A 25,453-nucleotide genomic window follows, 5' to 3' on the forward strand; every position below is an offset into this window, starting at 1 on the left:
ACACTCTAGAAGATTCGAGCAGTTATGCGTTTATGATGTACTCCGCTGCCCAACATTCCAAACTTATATTGCAGAATGCTTATCATTTGACTTTGTGTGTAAACAAGATTACCCAAAGGATATGATATTGCCATTAGCCGACTATCTCTTCTGGACAAACCTATATCATTGTAGTTTAACAGGCTTAAGCAAATATAGGTTAGTAAAACAGCAAAAGATAAACAAGGTTAGATATAGTACGAAATTCGTGCGAGAATTAGAAGAGAGAAGAAAATCAAGCTTTAAATGCTGTTTAAACCCACTGACCTCCTGCCTGCCAGGCAAGAGGTTTTGTGAATTTGACTTATTAATGTATACTTAGTTGCTGTTGTTCAGAAATACAAACTGATGGTCGAACATGTCCAGTTTGATGTTGCTGTCCCTGTCAATGCGGCCGGAGAGGATCTCTTTCGACAACTCGTTGAGGATTCTTTTCTGGATCACACGTTTTAGTGGTCTTGCACCGAACTGAGGATCGTATCCCAGTTCTGCCAGCCAGTCCAGGGCTTCTACCGAAGCCTCAATGTGGACACCCATCTCCGCAAGTGTTTCCTGTACCTGTCTGAACTGCAGGTTCACAATATTCCTGATTTCACTGCGGTTCAGTGGGGTGAACATGATCAGCTCATCGATACGGTTTAAAAACTCCGGTCTGATGGTCTGTTTCAGCAGCTCAAACAATTCATTTTTTGTTTTCGCTACGACTTCATCATGGTTATCATCATCCAGCTTTTTGAAGTTCTCCTGAATCAGCTGAGAACCAATGTTGGAAGTCATGATGATGATGGTGTTTTTGAAGTTCACCACGCGGCCCTTGTTGTCTGTCAGCCTTCCATCATCCAATACCTGTAACAGGATATTGAATACATCAGGATGCGCTTTCTCAATCTCATCCAGCAGCACTACAGAGTAAGGTTTCCTGCGTACTGCTTCTGTCAGCTGCCCACCTTCATCGTAACCCACATATCCCGGAGGCGCACCAATCAGACGTGATACCGAATGACGTTCCTGATACTCACTCATGTCAATCCTTTTCATGGCATTCTCATCATTGAAGAGGAACTCAGCCAGTGCTTTTGCCAGCTCTGTTTTACCTACACCAGTAGTACCGAGGAAGATAAATGAGCCGATTGGTTTTCTTTTATCCTGCAGACCAGCCCTTGAGCGGCGTATCGCATCGGAGATCGCCTCAATGGCTTCGTCCTGACCCGCAACACGTTTGTGCAGCTCGTCTTCCAGGTGCAGCAATTTCTCGCGCTCGCTGGAAACCAGCTTCGTCACTGGAATGCCTGTCCAGCGCGCCACCACACCCGCAATGTCGTCGGCGGTGACTTCCTCTTTCAGCATCCTGCTTTCGGTCTGGTGACTTTCGAGTTCCACTTTCAGTTTTTCCACCTTATCCTGAGCTTCCTTGATCTTACCATAGCGGATCTCGGCTACTTTACCGTAATCACCGGCACGCTCTGCCTGATCAGCTTCCAGTTTATAGTTTTCAATCTGTTCAATTTCACTGTTGATGCCATCTACCAGGTCTTTCTCACTCTGCCATTTCGCTTTGATCTCATCACGCTCCGCAGAAAGATTGGCAATTTCTTCCCCAAGTGATTTCACCTTTTTATCATCATTCTCTCTTTTGATCGCTTCGCGCTCAATCTCCAGCTGCATGATTTTACGGTCCAGCTCATCCACTTTTTCAGGAACGCTGTCCATCTCCAGTCGCAGTTTCGATGCAGCCTCATCCATCAGGTCAATGGCCTTATCCGGTAAAAAGCGGTCGGCGATATACCTTTGCGACAACTCCACAGCAGCGATGATGGCTTCATCTTTAATTCGCACCTTGTGGTGTGTCTCATAGCGCTCTTTCAATCCACGTAAAATGGAAATGGCATCCTGGGTATCCGGTTCATCGACCAGCACTTTCTGGAAACGACGTTCCAGTGCTTTGTCTTTCTCGAGGTGTTTCTGGTATTCATCAAGAGTCGTGGCGCCAATCGCACGGAGCTCACCACGTGCCAGTGCAGGTTTCAGGATGTTGGCAGCATCCATGGCCCCCTCGCCGCCACCAGCACCCACCAGGGTATGTATCTCATCAATGAACAAAATGATGTCGCCATCGCTTTGTGTAACTTCCTTGACCACAGCCTTTAGACGTTCCTCAAATTCACCTTTATATTTCGCTCCGGCAATCAAGGCACCCATGTCCAGGGAGAAAACAATTTTTGTCTTCAGGTTGGTAGGCACATCGCCTTTGATGATCCTGAAGGCGATCCCCTCAGCGATGGCGGTTTTACCCACGCCGGGTTCCCCGATTAGAATCGGGTTGTTTTTTGTCCTTCTGGAGAGTATCTGTATGACACGTCTGATTTCTTCATCACGGCCAATCACCGGGTCAAGCTTGCCGGACTCTGCATATTCATTCAGGTTCCTGGCGTATTTGCCCAATGCATTATAGGTAGCCTCCGCATTCTGGTCCGTCACACGGTTGTCGCCCCTCAGGGCAACGATGGCTTTCTTAAGGTCTTTCTCGTTTACACCCTGGTCTTTTAAAAGCTTTGCGGTGTCATCGTTCACAGATAAAATGCCGAGCAAAAGATGTTCTACCGATACAAATTCGTCTTTAAACTCTTTAAGGTAGGACTGTGCTTTCTGAAGGGCGCTGTTTGCTCCTGAGGTCAGGTAAGGGTTGCTGCCGCTAACCTTCGGGAACTTTTCAATCTGCTTGTCCAGATTCTGGTTCAGCACATTCAAATTGACATTTAATTTCTTCAATACGTAAGAAACCACGTTTTCATCAACAGTAAGCAAACCTTTTAAAATGTGTGCCGTTTCAATAGCCTGTTGCTGATTGCCTGCAGCTATTGCAGAAGCCTGTTGAATCGCTTCCTGTGCTTTTATCGTAAAGTTATTGAAGTTCATGATGAGGTTTTAACAAAGTAAATGCCATCGGGGTTTTTGCTTAGGGATCGGAAATTATGTCGGTAGAAAATAACCTAGCCAGATTAATTGTCAGGTAATTTATTGTTTATACTGAAAAAATGTCAATACTATCCATCAAAAACAACCAGTGTATCGCCCAGGTTGATCCGTATTACCTGGCAAGGTTAGGTGAAAAGCTGAGAAAAAACAGGACAGAGATCATTGTTTCATTTTTCTTTCTAAATTCGCTTCAGAAGGCCGTGATAGTGGCTTGTCCTATACTTTATTTCTAATGTCCCATACTTCCAATATCCGTAAGGCAACCTTGTTTGCCACCTTTTTCTTTATTCATATTGTTGCCTTTGCACAGACCATCAGTATTTGCTCCTGGAACGTTAAAGATTTTGGCCAGTCTAAGACTACCGCTCAATTGCAGTTTATTGCAAGGACGATAAAAGACTTTGATATTGTCGCCATTCAGGAAGTAGTGGCCGGGGTGGGCGGGCCAAAGGCAGTAATCCGCTTGCATGAGGAGTTGAATAAAACAGGGCAGGAATGGCAGTATAGTATCAGTCATGGTACCTCCGGCGACAGGTACAGCAAGGAGCGTTATGTGTTTTTCTGGAAAAGTAAAAAGCTGCAGATGATTGGTCCGGCCTGGTTGGAGAAGAAGTACAACCTGGAGATCAATAGAGAACCCTATCTGGCAAGGTTCAACATGGGAAAGAAAACCTTTATGATCGGTTCTTTTCATGCGATCCCTAAATCCAAACAACCTGAAACTGAAATCAGCTACCTGAAGTTCCTGCCAGCCCTATATCCTCAGGACCAACTGATCCTTTGTGGAGATTTTAACCTCTCACAGTCACATTCTGTTTTCAATCCTCTCAAAAAGATGGGTTATGAGCCTTCCATGATTAATCAGAAGACTTCGCTGAGGCAGAAATGTATCAATGGCGACTGCCTCGCGTCGGAGTATGATAATTTCTTTTATCCAGGCAAAGGGATCAATTGCAAGAGTTCCGGCATCATCCCTTTCTTTCAGCAGTTTTCAGATTTTAAAGATGCCAGGCTGGTTTCCGACCATGTGCCGGTATTTCTTAAATTTTCTGTAAAGTGAGGCTTCAGTTGAACAACAGGCTTCATTATCTGCATGAAAAACAAAAGGCGGATCGTTCAACAGAGCGATCCGCCTTTTATTGGTTATGGATAAAATTCTTTTATCTTGTTTTCAGTTACCCAAGAATCGCTTGCAGGCGTTCCGTCTCATAATCTACCAATTTCTGCAATGGGCCTGAGGCCAGCATCTTCATCATCATGTTCAGTTCAGCAGATACGATGTGTTTGGCAGTAGTGCTGCCATCACCATTATCAGCTACGGTCCATTTCAGCTCGATGTCAAAAGGCGCTTTTTCCGTTGGGATGGCGATCAGTTCTTGATTTTCGATCCTGCTGGAGATTTTGATCGCCAGTTTGGCCATGTTCTGAATGGTAAAGCTGGCTTCATCAACGGTCGATGACCAGTTATAGATGTTTTCCGGCATCAGCTGCTGATGGTTGTTCAGGTCAGCAAGGAATGCATATACTTTTTCAACAGGCAGGTTAATCACTGCGCTACTTTCGATAACAGTCATCTTGGTTCTAGCTAGTTTGTTCTAATTCCTGACCCCACTCTGATGGGTTTCTGCGCCATCTTGCAAGCAGGTCGATATCATTCTGACTGATGAAGCTGTGTTCAGCAGCGTACTCAATCAGGGCAGTGTAGTTGGAAAGTGTTGCGAAGCGTACTTTTGCTTCTTTGAAGTTTTCTTCAGCCTGGTCAAAGCCATAAGTGAAGATGGATACCAGTCCTGCAACAGAAAGGCCTGCATTTTTCAGGGCCTCAACAGCCTGAAGGCTGCTTTTACCAGTAGAGATCAGGTCTTCTACCACCACCACACGTTGTCCTTCAACGATCTCACCTTCAATCTGGCTGCCAGTACCATGTTCTTTTGCTTTCGCACGTACATAGGCAAATGGAAGACCAAGCTCCTGGGCCACCAATACCCCCTGAGGAATACCTGCAGTGGCCACACCAGCGATCAGGTCCACAGAGCCGAACTCTTCCTGAATCAATTGTGTCAATTTTTGTCTGATGTATGTTCTTACTGAGGGGTGGGAAAGTGTAACCCTGTTGTCGCAGTAAATAGGCGATTTCCAACCTGAAGCCCATGTGAAAGGGTTGTTCGGTTGTAACTTGATTGCCTTAATTTGTAATAAAAATTCAGCTACCTTTAATTCAATATCACTTTTATTATACATATCCCAAAATTACAGTTTTTCTGACATTTCTTAACGACCGCAATGAAAGATTATTTCCCACGCGATTGTTAATAAAAGTAGAAAGCCTTTGTTTAATTCATTATTAGAGGCAGCGAATATCGGCAATTAAACTTAATGGTAAAAGATATTTTTTGCCACCTGTTGGAAATCAATCTTATAAATCCAAAAGGAGTAGATTTAACATAATTTAACAAGCTTTCTTTTTGGAAAGACTATTTTTGCAAACGCTAAACCTTTATATGTATGGAGGTTTGTTTTTTTTAACATGAAGACGTTCCATCCGCAGGCCCTTAGATTACCATTATTTTGCATTTTCCTTTTGCTGTTGTTTTCATTGTCAGCCCTCGCACAGCAGGATCCTACTTTGAAAGACAGCCTGCAGCGGAAGGATGTCAAAAAGGACAAAACAGTTGACCTCGAAGAGGTGCAGATCACCACACGGCGCCCGCCCTTTGTCATGAGGAAAGATACGATGGAATTTGATGCGGCTTCCATTAAGATGATGCCACAGTCGATGGTCCAGGACCTGCTGAAGCGCCTGCCGGGCGTGCGCATCGATGCATCAGGCAACATCACCGTCAATGGAAAGAAAGTAAGTAAGATACAGGTCGACGGGCGTGACTTCTTTGGCAGCGGTACCGATGCAGCGACCAAAAACCTGCCCGCATCAATTGTCGACAAGGTGCAGGTTACCAAATATAAAAACAAAGACCGGGAGTTCAGCCAGCTGGTGCGGCCACCGGAAGATGAGGTAGTCATCAACCTGACGCTCAAAGCAGATCAGAATAAAGGATTGCTCGGTGATGTGCAGGCCGGTTACGGGAGTAAGGAGCGATATCTCGGCACGGGGATGATCCATGCCTTTCAGGGAAAGACCCGCATGGGTGTGTATGGCGCTGCCGGCAATGGAAGCCCGGAGATGTCATCCGGCATGGCCGTTATGATTTCCGGTCCCGGGTCGGGCGGCATCAGCGAAAGCAGAAACCTGATGGCTAACTTTAACGAAGAGCTGAGCAGTAAGCTGACCATTGATGGCAATTACGGATATGACCAGCAGCACAACACGGTCGACCGACTGACGGACCGCTTTAACTTTCTCGACAACGGCGGATTGTCTTACATCGAGCAGCAAAAGAGCATTAGCGACAATAAAGGACACCGGATGATGGCCAACATTGCCTACACGCCCGATACGCTGAGCAATTGGCGGATCATGCCTTCCTTCAGCTATTCGCCCTTTAAAAATGAGGAGAACCGCTTTGCCACTTCCAGCGATGCCAACGGCCTGGTGCTGAATACAGCCGACAGCCGCAACCGCACAGATGGCAACCGCTGGTCGATGCAGCAATATTTTATGTACAACAGGAAATCGAAAGACGGTAAGACCAGCATGAAGCTCAACTGGATGCTGAACCTGCAGAACGGAACGGGAACGCAGTTTAACCATTCCGATAACCACTTTTTTTCGCCCGGGGCAGCAGACTCCTCGAACATCATTGATCAGGTGAATTACACCAAAGACCGCGGTGTGGGAAATACTGTCGGACTGGAGTTGTCGCGCAATCTGGGAGCGGGCTTCCTGATCGGACTTCAGTACAACCTCAACCAACAGTCCAACAGCAGTCGCAAATCCGCATTCCGCAATGCAGGAGGAGGGCTGGGTTATGTGATCCCCGACAGCCTTTTTTCTAACGACAGCAGGAACACCAACATCATGCACCAACCGCTTTTGCAGTTAGCCTATCGACGCAAGCAACTGGAAATTGCATTGAATGGCGGCATGAGCATCATCCATCAGCGGAACCGGTTACTGCTGAGGGATACCGTAATCCGCGTCGATCAGCGTCAGTTTTCACCCAACCTGAATGTGAATTACAACTTCCACGACCGTGGCTCGCTCAGCTTCGGATACAACATTTCGCCGTCAGCACCGAGTCCGGATCAGCTGGCACCAGTGGCCGACCCGAGCAACCCGTTGCTGGTAGTGATCGGAAACCCTTCACTGAAGACCTCCCTGACCCACAGCCTGCAGGCTTCCTACAATCACTTTGTTCCAAAAAAAGGCATCAGCACTTACCTGAACGGGTCGCTCAGTTTCGACAAAAACAGGATTGTGACAGATGCCACCTATGATACACTGGGCAGACAGATCCAGAGTTTCAGGAATGTGGATGGTTCTCGCAGGATGCAGCTTGATGCAGGCATACAGTCCAGTCACCGCCTCGCCGGCCTGACCATCCAGCCCGGCTTAAGCCTGTCGGCAAGCAACAACAGGGATGTCGGCTTCATCAATTCACAACGCAATGAGACCTTACAGCAGCAGTATGGGCTCAGCCTTTCCTGCTCCATAGATTATAAAGAATACCTTACCCTGTCGCCAAGCGCAAGTCTGAACTTCAACAATACCGGTTACAGCCTGAACGAGCTGAATGACCTTTCCTATCATTCCAGCAACTACAGGATGTCGATGAAGTTGCAGCCCGTACGCAGGCTGGAGTTGAATGCCTCCTATTATTACCAGTATAATTCGCAGATTCCAGAGGATTTTCAGCGCAGTTCGCAGCTGCTGAATGCGAGCATTGGTTACCGGTTCCTGAAGAAGGAGCAGCTGAACTTCAGGGTGGCGGTGAACGACTTACTGAACAACAATGTGAGCAGCACCACGACCATCATGTCTTCCTACCGGGAGAATGTGCAGTCGAACGCCCTCAAGCGTTACGTGCTGTTTGTACTGCAGTATAAATTCAATGCGCTCGGTGCGGGAGTGTAATATCGGGGCGAATTGATTTTATTCAGCTTAAAATTGAATAAATATTTATAGTTTTAGCGTCCCTAATCGGAGGTCAGATTTTACACTATGAAGCATTACCGCATTTATATCAACGACACCACTTTGTTTATCGCCTCAGCGATGCCTAAACATGGTCAACCGATCCATCAACTGGATGCGAAGAGCTTTAGCTTCGCTGATTTTTATAAATACCTGAATGCCGACCCCGGGAAGGACTATATCCTGCTCGATGAGGATCCAAAGGCCATCTTCAGGGCCATCAAAAAGAACCTGACCCTGATCAAGGCTGCAGGTGGTCTCGTACAGAATGCAAAGGGCAAGTATCTTTTTATCTACCGCAATAAAAAATGGGACCTGCCGAAGGGTAAGGTAGAAAAGGGCGAGCGCATGAAGGATGCCGGTGTGAGGGAAGTGGAGGAAGAGTGTGGCGTAAAGATTGCCTCCAATGATGGCAAGCTCTGTAAAACCTACCATGTTTATGAGATGGGAGCCAAGCTGGTATTGAAAAAGACCAACTGGTACATGATGAGCGTGAAGGGCTCACCAAAGCTGATTCCTCAAAAAGAAGAGGGCATCACCAAGGCCTGCTGGCTGGAGGAAACGGAGCTGGCACCTATCGTGGCCAATACCTATCCTTCCATCGTACAGGTGCTGGAGGAAGGCGGTCTTCTGTAATTAGAGAAACCGCAATGCTGCTTTGGGCAAGAAAGGGCTCACGTCACCGTGGTTCCTCAGGATGTCACGCACGATGGTGGAGCTGATGGCCGAATATTCAGGTTTGCTGAGGATGAAAATTGTTTCCATCTCGGGCATCATGGTCTGATTGATCTGTGCAATGGCACGCTCATATTCAAAGTCGCCCACCGAACGGATACCGCGCACCATGTACTGTGCATTGATCTTTTTGCAGAAATCTATCGTCAGACCTTCGTACAAAGCCACTTCCACGTTTGGCATGTCAGCAAAAACAGTGCGCACGATTTCTCCGCGCTGCTCTGCAGAGAGGAAGTTCTGTTTGGAACTGTTCAGGCCGATTCCTACTACAATCTTATCAAATAAAGGCAAGGCACGGCTGAGGATGTCGGCATGGGCGATGGTAATGGGGTCAAAGGAACCGGGGAAGAGGGCTATTTTCATGATCCGTCGTTGATTACAATTCGTGTTTGAATATTATTGTGGCTGTTTCAGCTTTTATCTGTTGGCTTTTTACTGGTCGTCAGCCGTCTCTTCTTTTACTTTCTCAAAAAAGCTGAAGGAAGAATTTCCGTACCTTCTTGTTTCCTGGTAACCCGGCAGGCCGTTTAACTTCAGGAGTGAGGGGTGTTCCACGATCAGCATGCCATTGTCGGTCAGCAGGTTGTTGCTGATGACCAGCTCCGGGATCCGCGGGATGGTAGGAAGGTCATACGGAGGATCGGCAAAGATGATCTGGTAGGACTTTTTATGACCCTCCAGAAACTTGAACACATCGCCTTTATGAGGGTCAATCTGATGAAGTTTATATTTATCGATGACCGACTTCAGCCAGTACACACATCCCGAATGTTTGTCTACTGAGGTCACCTTTTTAATGCCTCGGGAAGCAAACTCAATGCTGATGTTGCCTGTGCCGGAGAAGAGGTCAAGTACTTCACAGCTGTCAAAATCGTAGGTATTGTACAGGATGTTGAACAGCGCTTCTTTGGCCATGTCTGTGGTCGGCCTCACCGGGAGGCTTTCCGGGGCATTCATTCGGATGCCTTTTAGTGTACCGCCAATTATTCGCATAGGTCAAGGGCTAGGAGGCTGCTGTAATAATGAGCAGGCATATCATCTAAAATTCGCTGGTCGAGGTTTTTCGTGCCGGCATTGTGAAAGGTAATGTCGCTGAAATACTTCCTGATGCACTCAAAGCGGTCGTCTTCTTCATGGACGATGCCACTCAGGACTACAGCCGTATGGCGGCAGTCGATCTGCAGCTGGTTGATCATGAACAGGAGGTAATAGTTGAACTCGTCTACATTGTCGATCTCATAGTAATTGCGGAATACCAGCTTGTGGCCTTCCGTTAATGCTGCATTGAAAGAGGTGGCTGTAAAGTCCATCACGAGCGACTTGCTGTCTTGGACTCCGGCGATGGCAAGGATCGGGGCGGCATGGTCAAACAGCACACAACTCTGAAGCGTGGAGCTGAGCAGCTCATCCATCGACTCCTGCAAGGTAAAAATGGAGGTGAAGCCATAAGTTGCGGAGGGCCTTGCATAAAGGTGATCCGAGGAAGGCTCGCTAAAATACATGGCATAATGGCTCAGCTGCTCCGGATCAAAGAATACGTTAGGTATGGAGATGGAATTTCCGGTATATACAGAAACTTTAATTTCTTTGTAGGGAAGACTCAGATAAGGATCATTTTTTATTTTTGCTGCCAGGTCTTTGCCTACATTTGCCGACTCCTGCTGATCATATACTGCTTTTAGCTGATCGTTGTTCTTGTCAATGATGGCGTAAGAAAAGCTGTCGGCGGTAATCTTCAATAATAAATTGCAGTCTGCAGCAGTACCGGGATCAAATTCGGGATCTACTAACAAAAGGCTGTTTTTATGACTCATCTGTATCTTTTAAATTATGATCAAAATTAATCCTTTTTTCTATAACATCACCATTGCATCTTTGTTAAATGGATAAAGCATTGATCATCGCCCAGTCTTATGAGTTCAATCCGACAGCCGAACAGCTGGTTTTCTGTACAAAAATGGCTGATTTTTTATCAAAGCCGCTGGACAACCAGTGTTTTATCCTGCGCGGTTATGCGGGCACGGGAAAGACTACTTCCGTAGCGGCGCTGGTTAAGGCTTTGCCCCAGTTCGGACTGCGTGCTGCATTGCTGGCACCAACGGGAAGGGCAGCGAAGGTGATGAGCAACTATACCGGCCGTAAAGCGCTGACCATCCATAAACGCATTTACCGGAAACGGTCTGCGGTATCTACGGATATGGCTTTTCAGCTGGCGCCAAACCTGGCGGAGCATACGCTGTTTATCGTCGATGAGGCCTCCATGATTGCCGATGAGTGGAACACCCAGAATGGGTCGACCTTCCTGATGGACCTGATGGTATATGTATACAACCATAAAAACTGTGCACTGGTCTTTGTGGGAGATACCGCACAGCTGCCACCGGTGGGCAGCACCGACAGTCCGGCATTGAACGGAGGCCATATTTCTGGCAACTTTTCCAAGCTGGTGGTAGAGGTGGAACTGAAGGAGGTAGTACGCCAGGAAAAGAAATCCGGAATCCTCGCCAATGCGACGATGCTGCGGCAGCTGATCCATCAGGAGCAGGAAACTGAGCAGGTGGAGCTGCCGAAGTTCATCACGAAAAACTTCAAGGACATCTTCCGCATGACGGGGCTGAAGCTGGTGGAAGGATTGGAATATGCGTACAATAAGTTTGGAATGGAAAACGCTCTGGTGGTTTGCCGCTCCAATAAATCTGCTAATGTTTACAACCAGCAGATCCGCTCGCGACTGCTGTACCGGGATGAGGAGCTGACCGGCGGAGATCAGATCATGGTGGTGAAGAACAACTATTTCTGGCTGCCTGATAACGAGTCGGCAGCTTTCATTGCAAACGGGGACATGGCCCGGATCATCCGGGTACGCCGTGAGGAGGAGCGCTATGGCTTCCGCTTTGCGGAGGTGCAGCTGGAGTTCCTCGACTTTCCCGAGGCGGGGGAGCTGACCTGCAAGGTGATGATGGATACGCTGACGGCAGAAACACCAAGCCTCTCTTATGAGCAGAGCAACCGTCTTTTTGAGGCGCTGAATGAAGATTACGAACACATCAGGAACAAAAAGGAACGTTTTAAGGCCATCAAGGAAGATCCCTTCTACAATGCGCTGCAAATCAAGTTCGCCTATGCCGTGACCTGTCACAAGGCCCAGGGTGGGCAGTGGGATGCAGTTTTTGTCGATCAGGGGTACCTGACGGATGAGATGGTGGACATGGATTTCCTGCGTTGGTTATATACTGGCGTAACCAGGGCAAAAAGAGAATTATTTTTAGTAAATTTTGCTGCTAACTTTTTCAGCTCCCCGGCCGATGAGTTTTAGCGCCGGGCGCGATGCTGTGCCCTGTTACTAACCAGATATAAGCGATGAAAATAGCCTACACCATCAAACAGAAAACGAAGATTGCCACCCTGCTCTTTGCGGTAATGGCCTGCACGATCCTGATCAGGATTTTGGAAGACAAGAGTGTGGAAAGCATGAACCGTTCTTTTGTGTCGCTGTATCAGGACCGCCTGATCCCGGCAACCGACCTGTTTTACATTGCGGAGCATGTCTATGCCAAGAAATATGCGCTGGATGGTTTCCTCTATGGGGCCGGGGCCGATGGTGCCGCCCTGAAGCGCGAGTTCAGTCAGCTGAACAGCCGCATTGATGCGCTGCTGCATAAATATGAGCGTACGTTCCTGGTGAAGTCTGAGCAGGCAAACCTGCTGGCGCTGAAGGAGCAGCTGGGAACGGTGAAACATGCGGAGCAGCTGGTCATGCTAAGGACGGCTGCCGATGGCCTTGCTGCGGGACGTCTGCTGCATGAAACCAGCGGTCGTGAAGCCTCCAAAAATGCGATGGACCAGCTCAATGAGCTGATCAGGATCCAGACCCAGGTGGGCGCAGAGCTGATCGACGATTCTGCCTTCATGGCCTCGAGAAGTAAGTTTTACTCGGTGCTGCAGATCACACTTGCTGTTTTCATTGGTGTATTTATCGTGGCCATCATCAGTGCTTCGAATGTAGTGAACATTAGGAGCGACAAGTTTAATCTGAACTAGCGCTGCTGGAATATACTTTTTCAGGATAAATTGCGGTTGTGGGGACCCTGATGTGGAAGGTGGTGCCTGCATTTTCCTCGCTTTCCATGTCAATCTGCCAGCCATGATGCTCAATCATCTGTTTAGAGATGTGAAGTCCGAGACCCATGGATTTCTCCCCCTGGAGACCGGGCCTGCCGGCTTTGGAGAATTGGTCGAACAGCAACTCCTGCAGGCCTTTGGGGATGCCGATCCCAAAATCCTTCACGCTGATGGTACAGCCTGTATGGTCATGGACCATTTCTACGACGATGGGTGTTTCCGCTGCGGAGAACTTCAGTCCGTTTCCGATCAGGTTGTCCATTACCCTTGTGAATTTGGAAAGGTTGATGTCAGTCTCCAGCTGTTGATCATTGGTGATGAACCGGATCTGTCGGGGCTCATCCACGTTGGCCTGCCAGTGTTCAATAATATTTTTCAGACAGTGACTGAGGTTCAGGCGGTGGGTGACCAGCGGTGCTTTTTGTTCCTGTACGACCTCCAGAAGGTCGTTGATGATGTATTTTGCCTGTCGCGATGCACTCTGGATCATCCTTGTTTCTACCTGCTGGTCTGTGCCTTCGGCGAGCATCATGCCGCTGAGTGCCTCGATGTTGTTTAGTGGTGCCCTCAGGTCATGCGCTACAAATCCAAGGATTTCGCTTTTCTGGCGATTGAGCTCCTGAACATATTCGTTTGTCTCGCTGAACTTCCGCAGCTGTACGTAATGCTGCGACTTAAAATAATACGTGTATCTCGAGAATGTGTAGAGCACAAAGGCAAGGACTAGGCCGCAGATGATGTTCAGGATCCGGTCGGTGAAGCTATAGGAATATACAACTATCGCGGCAATGAAAAGACCCATTACGAAAGATGCAGCAGCAATGGCCTGTCGATTGGTAAGGGCAAAGAAAATACTGACACTCATGATACCTATCAAAAACATCATCAGCGTATTTTTTGCATTGTGCATGGAAAAAATAAAGCTGATGCTCCAGGTAATGCTCAGAATAAAGATGACGAAGGTAAATGTGAGGATATGGCGACCGGTATTTTGTGCGGCGTTTTGCTGATAGCGCCTTCTGCTGAGCAGTATAAAGATCAGGGAGCCGGTAATGTCGATGTAATTCAGGATGTTATATTCGCGTATGTTCGGCAGTGCTGACAACTGTGTGTCGTAGATGATACCGATAATACGGACGAGGATGGCGATCGTCAGTAAGATGGTGCTCAGGTAAGTGACCTGTCTGATGTTGTTGTAACCACTGGCCTCATGAAAGTCCGCGGTATATGGTTCAGGTGTTTTATATTTGAAAAAATGGAGCAAGTTCAGGTTTTATAGTTGCTAAATTAAACAAACGAAATGAAGTTGTCTTAATATTATGTTATTTTTGCCGTTTATAAAATTATATGATGCCACTAGCAGCCATACAGTTTGATGCCGATTTTTTTCTGAAGCTGCTGAAGTTCGGCATCGTAGGTTTCGCCGGACTGATTGTCGATTTCAGCGTGACTTACCTCTGCAAGGAAAAGCTGAAAATCCACAAGTATGTGGCCAGCTCCATGGGGTTTACAGTCGCCACGGGTACCAACTATCTGATGAACCGGCTGTGGACCTTTAACCAGCATGACCCGGCGAGCATGATCCAGTTCAGCAAATATTTTGTGATCTGTCTGGTAGGCCTGGCGCTGAGCAATGCCCTGATCTACCTGCTCAACGATAGGCTGAAGTGGAACTTTTACCTGGCCAAAGCCTGTGCCATTGTCATCGTTTCTTTGTGGAACTTTTTTGCAAATTATCTATATACCTTCTCTTAGTTAACCTTCAGGATGCAGCAAACCAATAAGCGTGAAGCGCAAGGCATTTTTATATTCTTAGGACTCTGGGCGCTGATCAATGTGATCCAGGCCAGCTTTGTGGAAGTCCATGCCGATGAAGCCTACTACTGGATGTACGCAAAGTTCCTCGACTGGGGTTATTTTGACCATCCGCCGATGGTGGCATTGTTCATCAGGATCGGGGATCTGCTGATGCACAATACCTTGGGTATGCGCCTGCTGACGGTCGTCAGCAGTACCCTTTCGATTTATGTGCTCTGGAAAATACTGAGCAGTTATGCCCGGAATGTAAAGCTGTTTGTGTTGTTGTTCCTGTCCGTGGTGCTGTTTCACGTATATGGTTTCATCACCACACCCGATGCACCATTGTTTTTTTTCGCGGTACTCTTCTTTTATGTATACCAAAGGTATGTTGCTGAGGATAAGCTGAAATGGTCGGTATTGCTGGCCCTGGTGATTGCCTGTCTCCTGTATAGCAAGTACCATGGCATCCTGATCCTGTTTTTTACGATTCTATCCAACCTGAAGCTGTTGAAAAGACCAAGTTTCTGGGGGATTGTGGTCTTGTCCTGCCTGCTGTTTCTGCCACACATTTGGTGGCAGGTACAACATGGGTATCCATCTTTTTACTATCATTTTATTGACCGGTCCGCTGCTTTTTACAAGTTCAGCTTTACCTCTGAATACCTGTTGGCACAGCTTGCATTGGCTGGCCCGTTGGTGGGCTGGTTCCTTTACCGCTCTGCCACACTGCTGAAGACAAAAGATCCTTTTCTAAATGCCGTACGCGTCAACTTCTTCGGGATTTTTATCTTTTTCCTGCTGAGCACCTTCAAGGGCAGGGTAGAAGCACATTGGACACTGCCGGGGATGTTGTGCATGTTTATGCTGTCCTACATTTACCTTGCTTCAGGCCCGTTGCCAAGGTGGTTCAGCAGACTGGCGATAATCAACATTGCCCTTGTTGCCCTGGTACGCATCGCATTGATCATTCCCATTGCTCCGCTGATGAAAGTGAAGGTGGTTGCTTATTATTTCGGTAACAGAGAATGGGCGAAGGTCATTCAGGAGAAAGCCGCGGGGCATCCTGTGATCTTTGAGAACTCTTTCCAGGAACCTTCACGTTACAATTATTACACAAACACCACGGAGGGCTTCGGTTATGATTCCCGTTATTACCGCAAAAACCAATACGACATCTGGCCGCTAGAGGCCCGCCTGCATGGCAAAACGGCTTACTACCTGAGGTCTTATACTCATGATGATCCGACACAGGATACGCTGACTACCGCTAAGGGTGTTTATTATGGACGAAAAGTAGCCAATGTTAGAATGTACCAGCAGGTAATGATCCGTCCCCTGGAGCTGCCATCGGTATTTGACAGAGGTACAACGCAGCAGTTGAAGCTGGAAATCAGCAATCCTTATGCGGAAACGATCTACCTCGGTAATGAGGGAGAAGCATGGCCTTGCGAAATGGAATATGCATTTAAAACAGGGGAAAAACCTCTGGATTTTAAATCGGTAATGGTCGATATGAGTAAAGTGCGCATACCCGCAGGGAAATCGGTGCTGGTAGATGCTTCCATCACCATGCCTGACACTGCCGGAAAGTATAAGTTGATTTTCTCTTTGAGAACAGCTCCGTTTGCGGGCAGCAGGAACAGCGGAATGATCAGCCTGGAGTTGAAATAACGGAAGGGTTCTTATCCTGGGGTGCATCTCTACGGGCAGATCACTATGTTGATGATGCACAGGACGACAGACAAGCCAAGGATAAGAACCGCAATTAATTCTTTGTAGTATTATTAGTTGGCGTCATAGATGATCACCTTTTCAAACAATCCACGGAACTCGTCGAGGAAAGCTTTGTGCAGGTCGTGCACCTGATAAACATCATGTCCTTCCATGCCCTCAAAAAACAGGACAAGCGAGAACGTATAAGTGGTGTCTACTACGGCGCGCTCAATCGGTGCAGGGGTACCCACATGGAAATGTTTTACGGTTTCAATGTTCTGAAGTGATTCCAGGCCTTTCCTGAAAGCGCTTTGTTGCTCTTCGGTGGTATCGGCTTTTAACCAGAATAATACGTGATGTGCTAGCATAATGTTGTTTTTTTTCCAAAGATAGTCATGAAAGCCATTCCGCGAAGTGTCATTTTTTTATGGGAAAGGAATAAAATATTAAGCGTTATTTTTACGTTTAACATTTTCTTTCTAGTTTAGGTGAAAATAACCAAATCAAATATAAATTTCATAATGAAAATCGAAGATTTAAAGACAAGGTATAACAGTGTGTTTGGTGGTGAGGCTTTATGGGTAAGGTCTCCGGGAAGGATTAACATCATCGGTGAGCACACGGATTACAACGGCGGATTTGTCTTGCCTGCCGCGATTAACAAAGCCATTTACATCGGTATCTCCAAACGCGAGGACGAGGAAGTCCACCTGTACGCCGAAGACTTTAAAGAAAAACATACGGTGGCGCTGTCTGCATTGGCACCATCAGAAAAATCATGGCCCAACTACATCCTTGGGGTGGCCGACCAGCTGCTGAAGAGCGGTTATAAAATCGGAGGGTTTAACCTGTATATTGATGGCGATGTGCCCCTGGGTGCGGGACTGTCCTCATCTGCTGCGGTGGAATGTGCTACCGGTTATGCGCTGGATCAGCTTTTTAACCTGAAGCTGACACAGGAGACCATTGCCCTCGTGGCGCAGAAAGCTGAGCATACCTTTGCAGGGGTGATGTGCGGCATTATGGACCAGTTTGCCTCTGTTTTTGGTAAACAGGACCATGTGATCAAGCTGGACTGCCGTTCCCTGGATTACGAATACGTACCGTTGAAGCTCGATGGTTATAAACTGGTACTACTGAATACCAATGTCAAACATGCTTTGTCGTCTTCGGCATACAACACCAGAAGGTCGCAGTGTGAGCAAGGGGTGGCCTGGATCACCGCACATCATCCTGAGGTAACCAGCCTGCGGGATGCTACGGTGTCCATGCTGGACAAATATGTGAAGGAAAAAGATGAAGAGGTGTACATCAAATGCAGGTTTGTGATCGATGAGATTGAGCGCTTGCTGGTGGCTTGTGACCACCTTAAAAAAGGGGACCTGGCAGCACTGGGACAGAAGATGTACGAGACCCATGAAGGGCTCAGCGAGGCCTATGAGGTGAGCTGTAAAGAGCTGGATTTCCTGGTAGCAGAGGTACGCAACTATCCGCAGGTACTGGGTGCACGCATGATGGGCGGAGGTTTCGGCGGATGCACGATCAACATCGTAAAAGATGAATTTATTGATGAACTTATTGAGAAAATCAGTGTTTCTTATGAGCAGGAATGTGGTCTTGCCCTATCCGCATACATTGTAGAAACGGCAGACGGCACTGGAAAGATCTAATAATCACTTAACCAATTTAAATAAACCAGTATGAAATTAAAATCTCTAGGTAGTCTTGTGGTGATGGCAGGTCTTGCCTTCACGGCATGTACCTCTGAAAAGAAAGGCTCCGCCACGGGTGATAGCCTGAACCAGGACTCTGCCCAGGTGGCAACACTCTCAGACAGTGCATTCAGCAGCACCATCGATGGCAAAAAAACGGGGTTGTATACCTTGAAAAATGCTAAAAATGCAGAAGCTAAATTCACCAATTACGGTGGCAGGCTGGTGAGCCTCACGGTACCAGGCAAAGATGGCAACATGGTAGACGTCGTCACCGGCTTTGGCAGTGTAGCAGATTACGAAAAAGCAACCGAGCCTTATTTTGGAGCAACGATCGGCCGCTTCGGAAACCGCATCGCCAAGGGTAAGTTCAGTCTGGATGGCAAACAATACACCTTGTATACCAACAACGGCGCAAATACACTGCATGGTGGAAAAAAAGGATATCAATACGTCGTTTGGGATGCCAAACAGCCAAATGAGCATACGGTCGAGTTTACCTACCTGTCGAAAGACATGGAAGAAGGATTCCCGGGCAACCTTTCTGTAAAGGTGACTTACACGCTGACTGACGACAATGAACTGAAGATGGACTACGAGGCCACTACAGATAAAAATACTGTAGTCAACTTAACGAACCATGCTTTCTTTAACCTGAATGGTGAGGGCAGTGGTACCATCCTGGGGCATGAGGTACAGATCTATGCGGATGAGTATACCCCTGTGGACACTGGTCTGATCCCTACGGGTAAGCTGGTAAAGGTGGCAGGTACGCCTTTTGATTTTACAAAATCGACCACCATTGGTGCCCGTATTGAAGAGAAAAATGACCAGCTGAGTGCGGGTAAAGGATACGACCATAACTATGTACTCAACAAAACAGCCGGAATGGGCATGTACCATGCTGCAACAGTGAAAGGTGATAAATCAGGCGTAGTGATGGACGTGTATACGCAGGAGCCAGGGTTACAGTTTTACAGCGGTAACTTCATGCAGAGTAAAAACACTTTTAAAGGCGGTAGCAAAGATGATTTCAGGACTGCCTTTGCAATGGAAACACAGCATTTTCCAGATTCACCAAACCAGCCTCAGTTCCCTACAACAGTACTTAAGCCAGGTGCAGTTTATAAAACCAGCTCGATTTATAAGTTCTCGAATTAGATTCATATTCAGGTAATATACAGCCCTCGGGAAGTCATGCACTTTTCGAGGGTTTTCTATGTCTGCTGAAATTTGGTCTGCTGAGGTCCCTTTACTGGATCACGAAGAAAAGTTAAAACGTTCCGGGATATGGTAGCCTTTTGTGTAAGGAACGATGACTTCATCTACTTTTTCGCCTCCTTTGCTGAGGCAGTTGTATTTCTCAATTTTAAGGTCATATACCGCTTTGCCATTCCTGATGAAATGGTATTTGTTCGAATCACATTCCGTGTACGCAAAATCGTCGCCGGCACCGCTGCCATAGTTGTGCATGGTGCTGATGCTGCATAGGCGTTTCAGCTTTTCATTTTCGAAGTTGATGAGGGAATGGTGGTAGTTGCCACCCATATGCTCCTGTCCGCCCTCGAGCACAATGGCCAATGAATGATCGCCAGTACGGACGAGCGTGCTGAAGTTACCCGGATGCCCATACATTCCGCCGCCACCCGCTTGCAGCATGAAATCCGTCATGGTCCATTTGTCTTTTTCTTTTTTGAAGATGAAGATATCACACCAGCCATACGAGGCACCATAAAAGGGGCCTCTGTTCTCGGCAACCGCAACAGCATACCTGTTTTTGTTGGTGGAAAAGAAGCTGAGGTCTTTGAATGTCCTTTCCACGGTGTCTTCTGGCATATCAGGGTCTATCTTGATGCGGAGCGTATCGTAAACGACTCTGCTGAGCATCCTAACCTGCCTGAGGTTGAAGTCTGGCGGTGGTTCTTCCTGCAGGTTCCATAGCTCAGGTGTGGTTGCACTGGTATCCACTTTTTTTAAGGCCTTGCGACTGCTGTCGGCTGTAGTTTCGCGTTGTTGTCTGGTAGCTGACGACTGATGGCATCCGTAATAGCCAAAGCCTGCCAATATCAGCATCCCAAAATAAGTCCATTTTTTGATCATATCTGTTCGGTTATCCTGACGATGATGATGCTAAAGTAAGGCCTCCGCATCTGAAAAAAAAAGAGGCTTACAATCCGTTTACGGCTGGCTTATATTCGTGTTGCTGGGTTTAGTATTCGTAATGGGGATGGTGATGAGCACTGTTGTGCCCTTTTGCGGTTCGCTGCTGATGAGGATTCCTGAAGGTTGTCCGCTCTCTCTTGATAAAATTTCCAGTCGCTCTTTACTGATGGCAGTCGACAAAGACTTGTGTTTCGCATTGCCAATTGTGTTAGAGATGCCATTGCCATTGTCTTTGATCTGTACCTTGAGCACCGTCTGTGAGATTTCAAAAGACACCGTGATCATGCCGTCTTTTTTATTGGGATCGATGCCATGGATGATGGCGTTTTCCACAAATGGCTGCATGAGCATGGGAGGGATGTAGATCAGGTCCAGCTCCTGTTCTTCAGGGACCTGGATGTCATAATCGAAGGCATTGTCGTAACGCATCTGCTGCAGGCTGAGGTAGTTTTCCAGGGTGCTGATTTCTTCACTGAGGGGCGCCATACTTTCCCTGGAGAGTTCGAGGCTGCTTCGGAGGAGTCGCCCGAATTGATTGAGGTACTTCAATGTTTTTTCTTTTTCATCAAAACGGACGAAACTCTGTAGTGCGGAGAGTGTGTTGAAGATGAAGTGCGGCTCCATCTGTGTGCGGAGCAGTCTTTGTTCCAGCTGCGCCCTTTCATGTTGGGCAAGTAATTTGCGTTGCCCCTGGATGTAGTAGATCAGTGCGGCCGTAACGATGGCCAGCAGGGCAGCGAGGGCAGTGATGGTGAGCCATAAGGTATTGCGCTGCAGGTGGTACTTGGTGAGCGTGACAGTTTCGTTCAGGTTGCTGATTGATTTGTCTTTTGCCTGCAGCTGATAGATGGTGGCCATCTCTGCTGTGGAACGTGCATTTTCATTTTCGTACAGCGTGCGGTACTGGATGTTCAGCATCTTCTGCTGCTTCTCGGCGGCGGCATATCTTTTAGAGGCAAATAGATAGTTGACGAGGTTTTGGCGATAGACCAGCAGGATGTCTTCGTCGGGCTTCTTGTTATAGGTCTTGATGAAGGCTTCGCACTGCTCCAGGCACCTGAAGGCGCTGTCGACCTTCTTTGCTTTTAGTAGCATGCCTGCATGGTCGGAATAGCTGATGAACATATTGGTGGTGCGGACGCTGACCGCCTCGATGCCATTTGCCGCTGCATCATCAATGTCCATGCTGAGTCGTTTCTGACTATAATACAATGCGGAATCCAACTTTTTGATTTTATCGTAGAAGACCGCTTTACGGTCGTAGATGAAGCGCGCTTTCTCTTCCGTGGGATGTTCCGCCTGCATAGCATCCATCTTTTTGATATAGAAGTATAGGGAGTCTAAACTTCGGTCAGACTGATAGTAACAATTGGCCATCTGGCTGTAGGCCCTGAAGACCAGCTTTTCTTCATTGTCCAGTAAGGGCAAAAGGGCCATCGCTGCGCGGTTCATCTTAAAGGCGTTGTCATATTGCCTTAACTTCTGACTGGACTGGCCGGCGGCGAAGAATAGCGTGACCTTCTGGCGGTTGGTCATCTTCAATGAGGTGTCGGCCATCACCATTTGCGCAGCCTGGTTATAGTAATAATTGGACTGGTTGATCTTGTGTTCCTCGTTGGCAATATTGCCGAGCCCCGAGTAGAGCAGGGCCTTGATTTCCTGAAATCCGGTCTGATTTTCCATGAGCGTCCAGGCGATCTCCATATTGCTTTTTACAGAATCCAGTTTATTTTGACCATAATAAGCACCTGCTAGATTGTAATGCAATCGGGCGCGCAACACGGAGTCGTTCGTGTAGGGCTTTTCGATGAGTTTTCTTCTCCAGAATGCAGGTTCTTTTTCTATATCTCCAACTTTTTTGATGGAGTCCATGCTCACTTTAAGCTGGTCCAGGGCTTTGCTACGTTCCGAATCAGTGGTTGTTTTTACGGTTTCCCTACAACCGAAAAGGAGGGTGGACAGGCACAATAAGATCAGGAGAGAGGAAGCTGGAAATCTGGATGTCATGGTTTAGATGTTGTTGATGCGCTGGAGGATGTAGTCTTTTTTGCGACTGGATACGGGGATTTCTGTTTTGTCTTTCAGGATGATGAAACCGGTTTTTAGGAACTTGTCGACACAGGTGATGTTGACCAGGTAAGACTGGTGTGCACGGAGGAACCACTGGTCCGGGAGGATCTCATCATAAAACTTCAGTGGTTTGGATATCAGTATCTTGCGTCCTTCAGTGAGGAAGAAATTGGTATAGCTGCCTTCACTCTGGCAGTAGATGATGTCGCGCAGTTTTACCACCTGCAGGTATTCCATGGTGTGGAGCACGATGTGGCTCTCCAGGCTGTCCTGAATTTCTTTGGTATCATTGGCGATCGTCAGCTGCTGTTGCTGCTGTGATCCGTCGAGTGTTTCTGTACGTGCGCGTTGCAGTGCTGCCTGCAGTTCCTGCTCATCGAGCGGTTTCAGAAGGTAGTCGAGGGCGCCGTATTTGATGGCCTTGATGGCAAAATGATTATAGGCGGTAATGAAGATGATGCGGAAGGTAATTTCGCTGAACTCGCTCAGCACGTCAAATGCGGTGCCGTCGACGAGTTGGATGTCCATCAGGACCAGCTGTGGTTTGGTGGCTTTGATGAGTGCTACGGCATCCTTAACATTGGTTGCGGTGCCGAGGATGTTAATATCGTCCTCCTGGCTGACCAGGTATTTTATTTCCCTGCGTACCGCGGGTTCGTCTTCGATAATTATAGTATCTATCATTTATTTATTTCTTACTGAGATATAATGATACATAAAAAATTGTTGAAGGAAATAAAAAATAATATTAATTCATCTATGAGGTTGATTTGCCTGGGTTGACAAGGTACTCTTCGCCCTTTAAGGCACTTTCGGAAGGCTTTTTTATAGGTTTTGTATAGCCATAGACCTTACACGGGCTATGACAACACCTTGTGAGTACCTTGTCAACCCCTTGTGAATAGCGAACAAAACCCGAACAAAGGGCGACTGAGTTGCGATTAAATGGAAAACGCCGGCCTCTTTGTGAAGCCAGCGTTTCTGCTGAGGGAGATACCGGGCTCGAACCGGTGACCCTTACCTTGTCGAGGTAATGCTCTGAACCAACTGAGCTAATCTCCCTTTATCGCAATGTTAAGGAACAAGTGGCTTGACGGCTGTCAAAAAAATGTATCCTTTGTCTAATGCGATGCGAATATAACAACAAAGAGTATAAAATGAAATTTAATTGCCAAAATGAATACTAAAATTGGTAGAATCTGCAGGTTTATGGAAATGTTTGGCATAGAACGTTTTTAGTTCTTCTGAGTCGACGCCGTCCCGATTGACACTCTTGATCAATCTGTGGGCGGATTTTTTTGCATCCTGTCCATCTCTGGCTTTCATCAATGCGTAGTCAACAAGAAAATTATCATCTTCTCCAGGCCCATTGTAGCCAAGGACAGTTCCATCTTTACCGATGATCTGTGCCTTGGAATGAATGTTCTCTGAAGGGAGAAAGGCTTTGGTCTGGTCATTTTTGATGAGCATAAACGACTTTGCTTCCGGATGTTTTTTTGAAAAATCATTGAACTCATTGATGCTGGGCCCGGTAAAAAGATAGGCAAATGCAACATCAGGGTAGACGTCAAATCTCTGCCTGAGCGCTGCATAAGTTGGTTTTTGGTCTGTTGGGGGGAGTTGATTCGCATTGAACCAGGTATACAGGTAGACGGTTTTTCCCTTAAAGAGCTCGCTGTACCGATACATTTTGCCGTCGGCGTCTTTGAGTTCATAGTCTGATACATTGACTTCTTTAAGGTCATCATACTTACGTACGCCAAGTTTGGTTGCGGTTTTGAGCATGGGTACGCAGGCGCTTTGCAGGAAAATTGCTGCTGCGAGGAGGCTGAGTGTTAACTTTTTCATAACAGGTCGTTGTTTGTGGTGTGTATAAATAGCAGACGGTGCAAACCTGAGAAAGGTTGCACCGCCGGAATATTTTTTTGAATGAAAGTATGTGGGGCCGCCTATCCAGGCTGGATCATGGCGTCGAAGGTTTGACTGTTTTGATGGTCCTTTTAAAAATCTCAGCGGATTCTTTTTTGGAAAGGATCACCGCCTTGAATTTTATCGCTTCCTCGGGCACGTCCTGAGCGTTGGTGCTTACATTGTTGATTTTGTCGGCAACATCCATCCCTTCAACAATTTCGCCGAAGACGGTGTAAAAGCCGTCCAATTGTGGATCACCCCCTGTTTTCTTGTATACCTGGCGGTGTTGCAGCGGAATTCTGATTCCTCTTTTCTTTTCGAGGTCATCCATTTGTTCGTCGGTATATGTCTTTCCTGTCACCAGGTAAATCTGGGTAAAATAGGAACTCTTCTGAGGATTGTCATCACGGCCTGCGCCCAATGCGCCTTTCTTATGAAAATAGGCGCCGTTGATTTCTGCAGGAATTCTTTTCGGAGTTTCTTCAGGATGAAGTTTTTCCCTGTTGAGGATGGTGTCATCCAGGTCGCCGCCCTGACTTACAAATGCCTTGATCACCCTATTGAATTCGGCATCGTTGAACTTCCCCTCTCTGATGGTTTTTAAAAAGTTATCTCTGTGTTTTGGTGTACCGTCGTATAACATCAGGGTAATGTTGCCTTTGTTAGTGATTAGCCTGACATAGGCCGACTGGGCTGATTGGGCTTGTGCAAACGTACTGAAGAGGGTAAGCAATAATGTGAGTGTCAATATCTTGGTCTTGATGGTCATAATAAAGGAGCTGCTGGTCATTAGATGGAAGCTGAGTAAATGATTTTTAAATTAGTATTTTATCCTGTCTTGCCCTTCTTCCAAATCTATGCCATAAAACTGGCCTGATGGTTGCTCTTATTTGCTTTTTTAAGTGTTTGTACACCTAAAAGGGCTAATTAACAGTTTTGTTACTGTCAGCTGGCCGCAAATGTAACCAAATAGGAATGAGCAATGGATAATGAGCAGAAAATAGGGAGTCTGGAATCGGGCAATATCAATGTCAACGAGAACTACGAAGTGGAGTTTTGGGCCAAAAAGTTCAATGTCTCCCCACAAAGATTAAGAGAAATTATTAAAGTTACCGGTACG

Annotated in this window: 24 protein-coding genes and 1 tRNA gene; 11 read left to right on the forward strand and 14 right to left on the reverse strand. The window is 47.0% G+C overall.

The genetic code is table 11. The features are described 5' to 3' along the window. Positions 1-357 precede the first annotated feature (357 nt). Positions 358-2,955: an ATP-dependent chaperone ClpB gene (clpB, locus tag PBAL39_RS17835; RefSeq protein WP_008244114.1), complete on the reverse strand. Its 2,598-nt coding sequence runs from the start codon at positions 2,953-2,955 to the stop codon at positions 358-360. Between the two features lie 119 nt (positions 2,956-3,074). Between clpB and PBAL39_RS25430 the strand changes: the two genes are divergently transcribed. After that, on the forward strand, positions 3,075-3,248 hold the full coding sequence (locus tag PBAL39_RS25430; protein ID WP_008244115.1) for a hypothetical protein: 174 nt from the start codon (positions 3,075-3,077) through the stop codon (positions 3,246-3,248). Continuing rightward, complete coding sequence (locus PBAL39_RS17840) at positions 3,248-4,075, forward strand: endonuclease/exonuclease/phosphatase family protein (RefSeq protein WP_008244117.1); 828 nt, start codon at positions 3,248-3,250, stop codon at positions 4,073-4,075. Before PBAL39_RS25430 ends, PBAL39_RS17840 begins: the two co-directional genes overlap by 1 nt. 115 nt (positions 4,076-4,190) lie before the next feature. On the opposite strand, the gene PBAL39_RS17845 is transcribed toward PBAL39_RS17840, so the two are convergent. Together PBAL39_RS17845 and pyrE are read right to left on the reverse strand one after the other, a co-directional pair. Continuing rightward, entirely contained in the window at positions 4,191-4,589 is a 399-nt protein-coding gene (locus PBAL39_RS17845) for an SRPBCC family protein (protein ID WP_008244118.1), read from the reverse strand. A 7-nt stretch (positions 4,590-4,596) separates the two neighbouring features. Further along, a complete protein-coding gene (gene pyrE, locus PBAL39_RS17850; RefSeq protein WP_008244119.1) occupies positions 4,597-5,256 on the reverse strand; it encodes an orotate phosphoribosyltransferase in 660 nt (219 codons plus the stop codon). A 346-nt stretch (positions 5,257-5,602) separates the two neighbouring features. On the opposite strand from pyrE, the gene PBAL39_RS17855 reads away from it, so the two are divergent. Together PBAL39_RS17855 and PBAL39_RS17860 are read left to right on the forward strand one after the other, a co-directional pair. Then, positions 5,603-8,047, forward strand: a complete 2,445-nt coding sequence (locus PBAL39_RS17855; RefSeq protein WP_198139845.1) for an outer membrane beta-barrel protein — start codon at positions 5,603-5,605, stop codon at positions 8,045-8,047. Between the two features lie 87 nt (positions 8,048-8,134). Continuing rightward, entirely contained in the window at positions 8,135-8,743 is a 609-nt protein-coding gene (locus tag PBAL39_RS17860) for an NUDIX hydrolase (RefSeq protein ID WP_008244121.1), read from the forward strand. Here the strand turns inward: PBAL39_RS17860 and coaD are convergent, their stop codons facing one another. The 3 genes from coaD to PBAL39_RS17875 all read right to left on the reverse strand — a co-directional run bounded on the left by coaD (position 8,744) and on the right by PBAL39_RS17875 (position 10,656). Then, a complete protein-coding gene (gene coaD, locus PBAL39_RS17865) occupies positions 8,744-9,205 on the reverse strand; it encodes a pantetheine-phosphate adenylyltransferase (protein WP_008244122.1) in 462 nt (153 codons plus the stop codon). It lies immediately after the preceding gene. 69 nt (positions 9,206-9,274) lie between these two features. Next, positions 9,275-9,835, reverse strand: a complete 561-nt coding sequence (locus PBAL39_RS17870; protein ID WP_039867010.1) for an RsmD family RNA methyltransferase — start codon at positions 9,833-9,835, stop codon at positions 9,275-9,277. Continuing rightward, positions 9,826-10,656: a DUF3822 family protein gene (locus PBAL39_RS17875; protein ID WP_008244125.1), complete on the reverse strand. Its 831-nt coding sequence runs from the start codon at positions 10,654-10,656 to the stop codon at positions 9,826-9,828. The genes PBAL39_RS17870 and PBAL39_RS17875 overlap by 10 nt, the downstream gene beginning before the upstream one ends. Positions 10,657-10,724: 68 nt before the next feature. On the opposite strand from PBAL39_RS17875, the gene PBAL39_RS17880 reads away from it, so the two are divergent. Next, on the forward strand, positions 10,725-12,158 hold the full coding sequence (locus PBAL39_RS17880) for an ATP-dependent RecD-like DNA helicase (RefSeq protein ID WP_008244127.1): 1,434 nt from the start codon (positions 10,725-10,727) through the stop codon (positions 12,156-12,158). Positions 12,159-12,202: 44 nt separating this feature from the next. Beyond that, positions 12,203-12,883, forward strand: a complete 681-nt coding sequence (locus PBAL39_RS17885; RefSeq protein ID WP_008244128.1) for an MCP four helix bundle domain-containing protein — start codon at positions 12,203-12,205, stop codon at positions 12,881-12,883. Here the strand turns inward: PBAL39_RS17885 and PBAL39_RS17890 are convergent. Beyond that, positions 12,870-14,228 carry a sensor histidine kinase KdpD gene (locus tag PBAL39_RS17890; protein WP_008244131.1) on the reverse strand — a complete coding sequence of 453 codons (1,359 nt, stop codon included), beginning with the start codon at positions 14,226-14,228 and terminating at the stop codon, positions 12,870-12,872. The two genes, PBAL39_RS17885 and PBAL39_RS17890, sit on opposite strands and share 14 nt — an antisense overlap. 83 nt (positions 14,229-14,311) lie before the next feature. Between PBAL39_RS17890 and PBAL39_RS17895 the strand changes: the two genes are divergently transcribed. Both PBAL39_RS17895 and PBAL39_RS17900 read left to right on the forward strand, forming a co-directional pair. Continuing rightward, complete coding sequence (locus PBAL39_RS17895; protein ID WP_008244133.1) at positions 14,312-14,719, forward strand: GtrA family protein; 408 nt, start codon at positions 14,312-14,314, stop codon at positions 14,717-14,719. Positions 14,720-14,731: 12 nt separating this feature from the next. Then, positions 14,732-16,435 carry a glycosyltransferase family 39 protein gene (locus PBAL39_RS17900; protein WP_008244135.1) on the forward strand — a complete coding sequence of 568 codons (1,704 nt, stop codon included), beginning with the start codon at positions 14,732-14,734 and terminating at the stop codon, positions 16,433-16,435. A gap of 113 nt (positions 16,436-16,548) precedes the next feature. Here PBAL39_RS17900 and PBAL39_RS17905 read toward each other — a convergent pair whose 3' ends face one another. Then, a complete protein-coding gene (locus PBAL39_RS17905; protein ID WP_008244136.1) occupies positions 16,549-16,845 on the reverse strand; it encodes a Dabb family protein in 297 nt (98 codons plus the stop codon). A gap of 153 nt (positions 16,846-16,998) precedes the next feature. On the opposite strand from PBAL39_RS17905, the gene PBAL39_RS17910 reads away from it, so the two are divergent. Beyond that, positions 16,999-18,147, forward strand: coding sequence for a galactokinase (locus PBAL39_RS17910; protein WP_008244138.1), 1,149 nt, complete (start codon positions 16,999-17,001; stop codon positions 18,145-18,147). Positions 18,148-18,177: 30 nt separating this feature from the next. Beyond that, entirely contained in the window at positions 18,178-19,350 is a 1,173-nt protein-coding gene (locus tag PBAL39_RS17915) for an aldose epimerase family protein (protein WP_039867012.1), read from the forward strand. 99 nt (positions 19,351-19,449) lie between these two features. Here PBAL39_RS17915 and PBAL39_RS17920 read toward each other — a convergent pair whose 3' ends face one another. The 6 genes from PBAL39_RS17920 to PBAL39_RS17945 all read right to left on the reverse strand — a co-directional run bounded on the left by PBAL39_RS17920 (position 19,450) and on the right by PBAL39_RS17945 (position 25,102). Further along, the gene (locus PBAL39_RS17920; RefSeq protein WP_008244145.1) at positions 19,450-20,289 is read right to left on the reverse strand and encodes a hypothetical protein; all 840 of its coding nucleotides are present in this window, start codon (positions 20,287-20,289) and stop codon (positions 19,450-19,452) included. 78 nt (positions 20,290-20,367) lie between these two features. After that, positions 20,368-22,359, reverse strand: a complete 1,992-nt coding sequence (locus PBAL39_RS17925; protein WP_008244146.1) for a sensor histidine kinase — start codon at positions 22,357-22,359, stop codon at positions 20,368-20,370. Positions 22,360-22,362: 3 nt separating this feature from the next. Then, entirely contained in the window at positions 22,363-23,106 is a 744-nt protein-coding gene (locus PBAL39_RS17930; protein WP_008244147.1) for a LytTR family DNA-binding domain-containing protein, read from the reverse strand. A gap of 303 nt (positions 23,107-23,409) precedes the next feature. After that, positions 23,410-23,484 (reverse strand) — tRNA-Val (locus tag PBAL39_RS17935). A 102-nt stretch (positions 23,485-23,586) separates the two neighbouring features. After that, positions 23,587-24,270 (reverse strand): hypothetical protein, encoded by a 684-nt coding sequence (locus PBAL39_RS17940; RefSeq protein ID WP_008244148.1) that lies wholly within the window; start codon positions 24,268-24,270, stop codon positions 23,587-23,589. A gap of 115 nt (positions 24,271-24,385) precedes the next feature. Next, positions 24,386-25,102, reverse strand: a complete 717-nt coding sequence (locus PBAL39_RS17945; protein WP_157274089.1) for a peptidylprolyl isomerase — start codon at positions 25,100-25,102, stop codon at positions 24,386-24,388. 213 nt (positions 25,103-25,315) lie between these two features. Between PBAL39_RS17945 and PBAL39_RS25925 the strand changes: the two genes are divergently transcribed. Then, the coding region (locus PBAL39_RS25925) for a DUF3606 domain-containing protein (RefSeq protein ID WP_008244152.1) at positions 25,316-25,453 on the forward strand (138 nt) is incomplete at its 3' end.

The organism is Pedobacter sp. BAL39 (genome assembly GCF_000170795.1).
Classification (GTDB): domain Bacteria; phylum Bacteroidota; class Bacteroidia; order Sphingobacteriales; family Sphingobacteriaceae; genus Pedobacter.

Coding starts and splice junctions, on each gene's coding strand:
- PBAL39_RS17870 (WP_039867010.1), bottom strand. CDS start 9,835: ATGCGAATAATTGGCGGTACACTAAAAGGCATCCGAATGAATGCCCCG.
- PBAL39_RS17905 (WP_008244136.1), bottom strand. CDS start 16,845: ATGCTAGCACATCACGTATTATTCTGGTTAAAAGCCGATACCACCGAA.
- pyrE (WP_008244119.1), bottom strand. CDS start 5,256: ATGTATAATAAAAGTGATATTGAATTAAAGGTAGCTGAATTTTTATTA.
- PBAL39_RS17860 (WP_008244121.1), top strand. CDS start 8,135: ATGAAGCATTACCGCATTTATATCAACGACACCACTTTGTTTATCGCC.
- PBAL39_RS17945 (WP_157274089.1), bottom strand. CDS start 25,102: ATGACCATCAAGACCAAGATATTGACACTCACATTATTGCTTACCCTC.
- PBAL39_RS17910 (WP_008244138.1), top strand. CDS start 16,999: ATGAAAATCGAAGATTTAAAGACAAGGTATAACAGTGTGTTTGGTGGT.
- coaD (WP_008244122.1), bottom strand. CDS start 9,205: ATGAAAATAGCCCTCTTCCCCGGTTCCTTTGACCCCATTACCATCGCC.
- PBAL39_RS17880 (WP_008244127.1), top strand. CDS start 10,725: ATGGATAAAGCATTGATCATCGCCCAGTCTTATGAGTTCAATCCGACA.
- PBAL39_RS17900 (WP_008244135.1), top strand. CDS start 14,732: ATGCAGCAAACCAATAAGCGTGAAGCGCAAGGCATTTTTATATTCTTA.
- clpB (WP_008244114.1), bottom strand. CDS start 2,955: ATGAACTTCAATAACTTTACGATAAAAGCACAGGAAGCGATTCAACAG.
- PBAL39_RS17930 (WP_008244147.1), bottom strand. CDS start 23,106: ATGATAGATACTATAATTATCGAAGACGAACCCGCGGTACGCAGGGAA.
- PBAL39_RS17840 (WP_008244117.1), top strand. CDS start 3,248: ATGTCCCATACTTCCAATATCCGTAAGGCAACCTTGTTTGCCACCTTT.
- PBAL39_RS17895 (WP_008244133.1), top strand. CDS start 14,312: ATGATGCCACTAGCAGCCATACAGTTTGATGCCGATTTTTTTCTGAAG.
- PBAL39_RS17875 (WP_008244125.1), bottom strand. CDS start 10,656: ATGAGTCATAAAAACAGCCTTTTGTTAGTAGATCCCGAATTTGATCCC.
- PBAL39_RS17845 (WP_008244118.1), bottom strand. CDS start 4,589: ATGACTGTTATCGAAAGTAGCGCAGTGATTAACCTGCCTGTTGAAAAA.
- PBAL39_RS17915 (WP_039867012.1), top strand. CDS start 18,178: ATGAAATTAAAATCTCTAGGTAGTCTTGTGGTGATGGCAGGTCTTGCC.
- PBAL39_RS17940 (WP_008244148.1), bottom strand. CDS start 24,270: ATGAAAAAGTTAACACTCAGCCTCCTCGCAGCAGCAATTTTCCTGCAA.
- PBAL39_RS17925 (WP_008244146.1), bottom strand. CDS start 22,359: ATGACATCCAGATTTCCAGCTTCCTCTCTCCTGATCTTATTGTGCCTG.
- PBAL39_RS25430 (WP_008244115.1), top strand. CDS start 3,075: ATGTCAATACTATCCATCAAAAACAACCAGTGTATCGCCCAGGTTGAT.
- PBAL39_RS17885 (WP_008244128.1), top strand. CDS start 12,203: ATGAAAATAGCCTACACCATCAAACAGAAAACGAAGATTGCCACCCTG.
- PBAL39_RS17920 (WP_008244145.1), bottom strand. CDS start 20,289: ATGATCAAAAAATGGACTTATTTTGGGATGCTGATATTGGCAGGCTTT.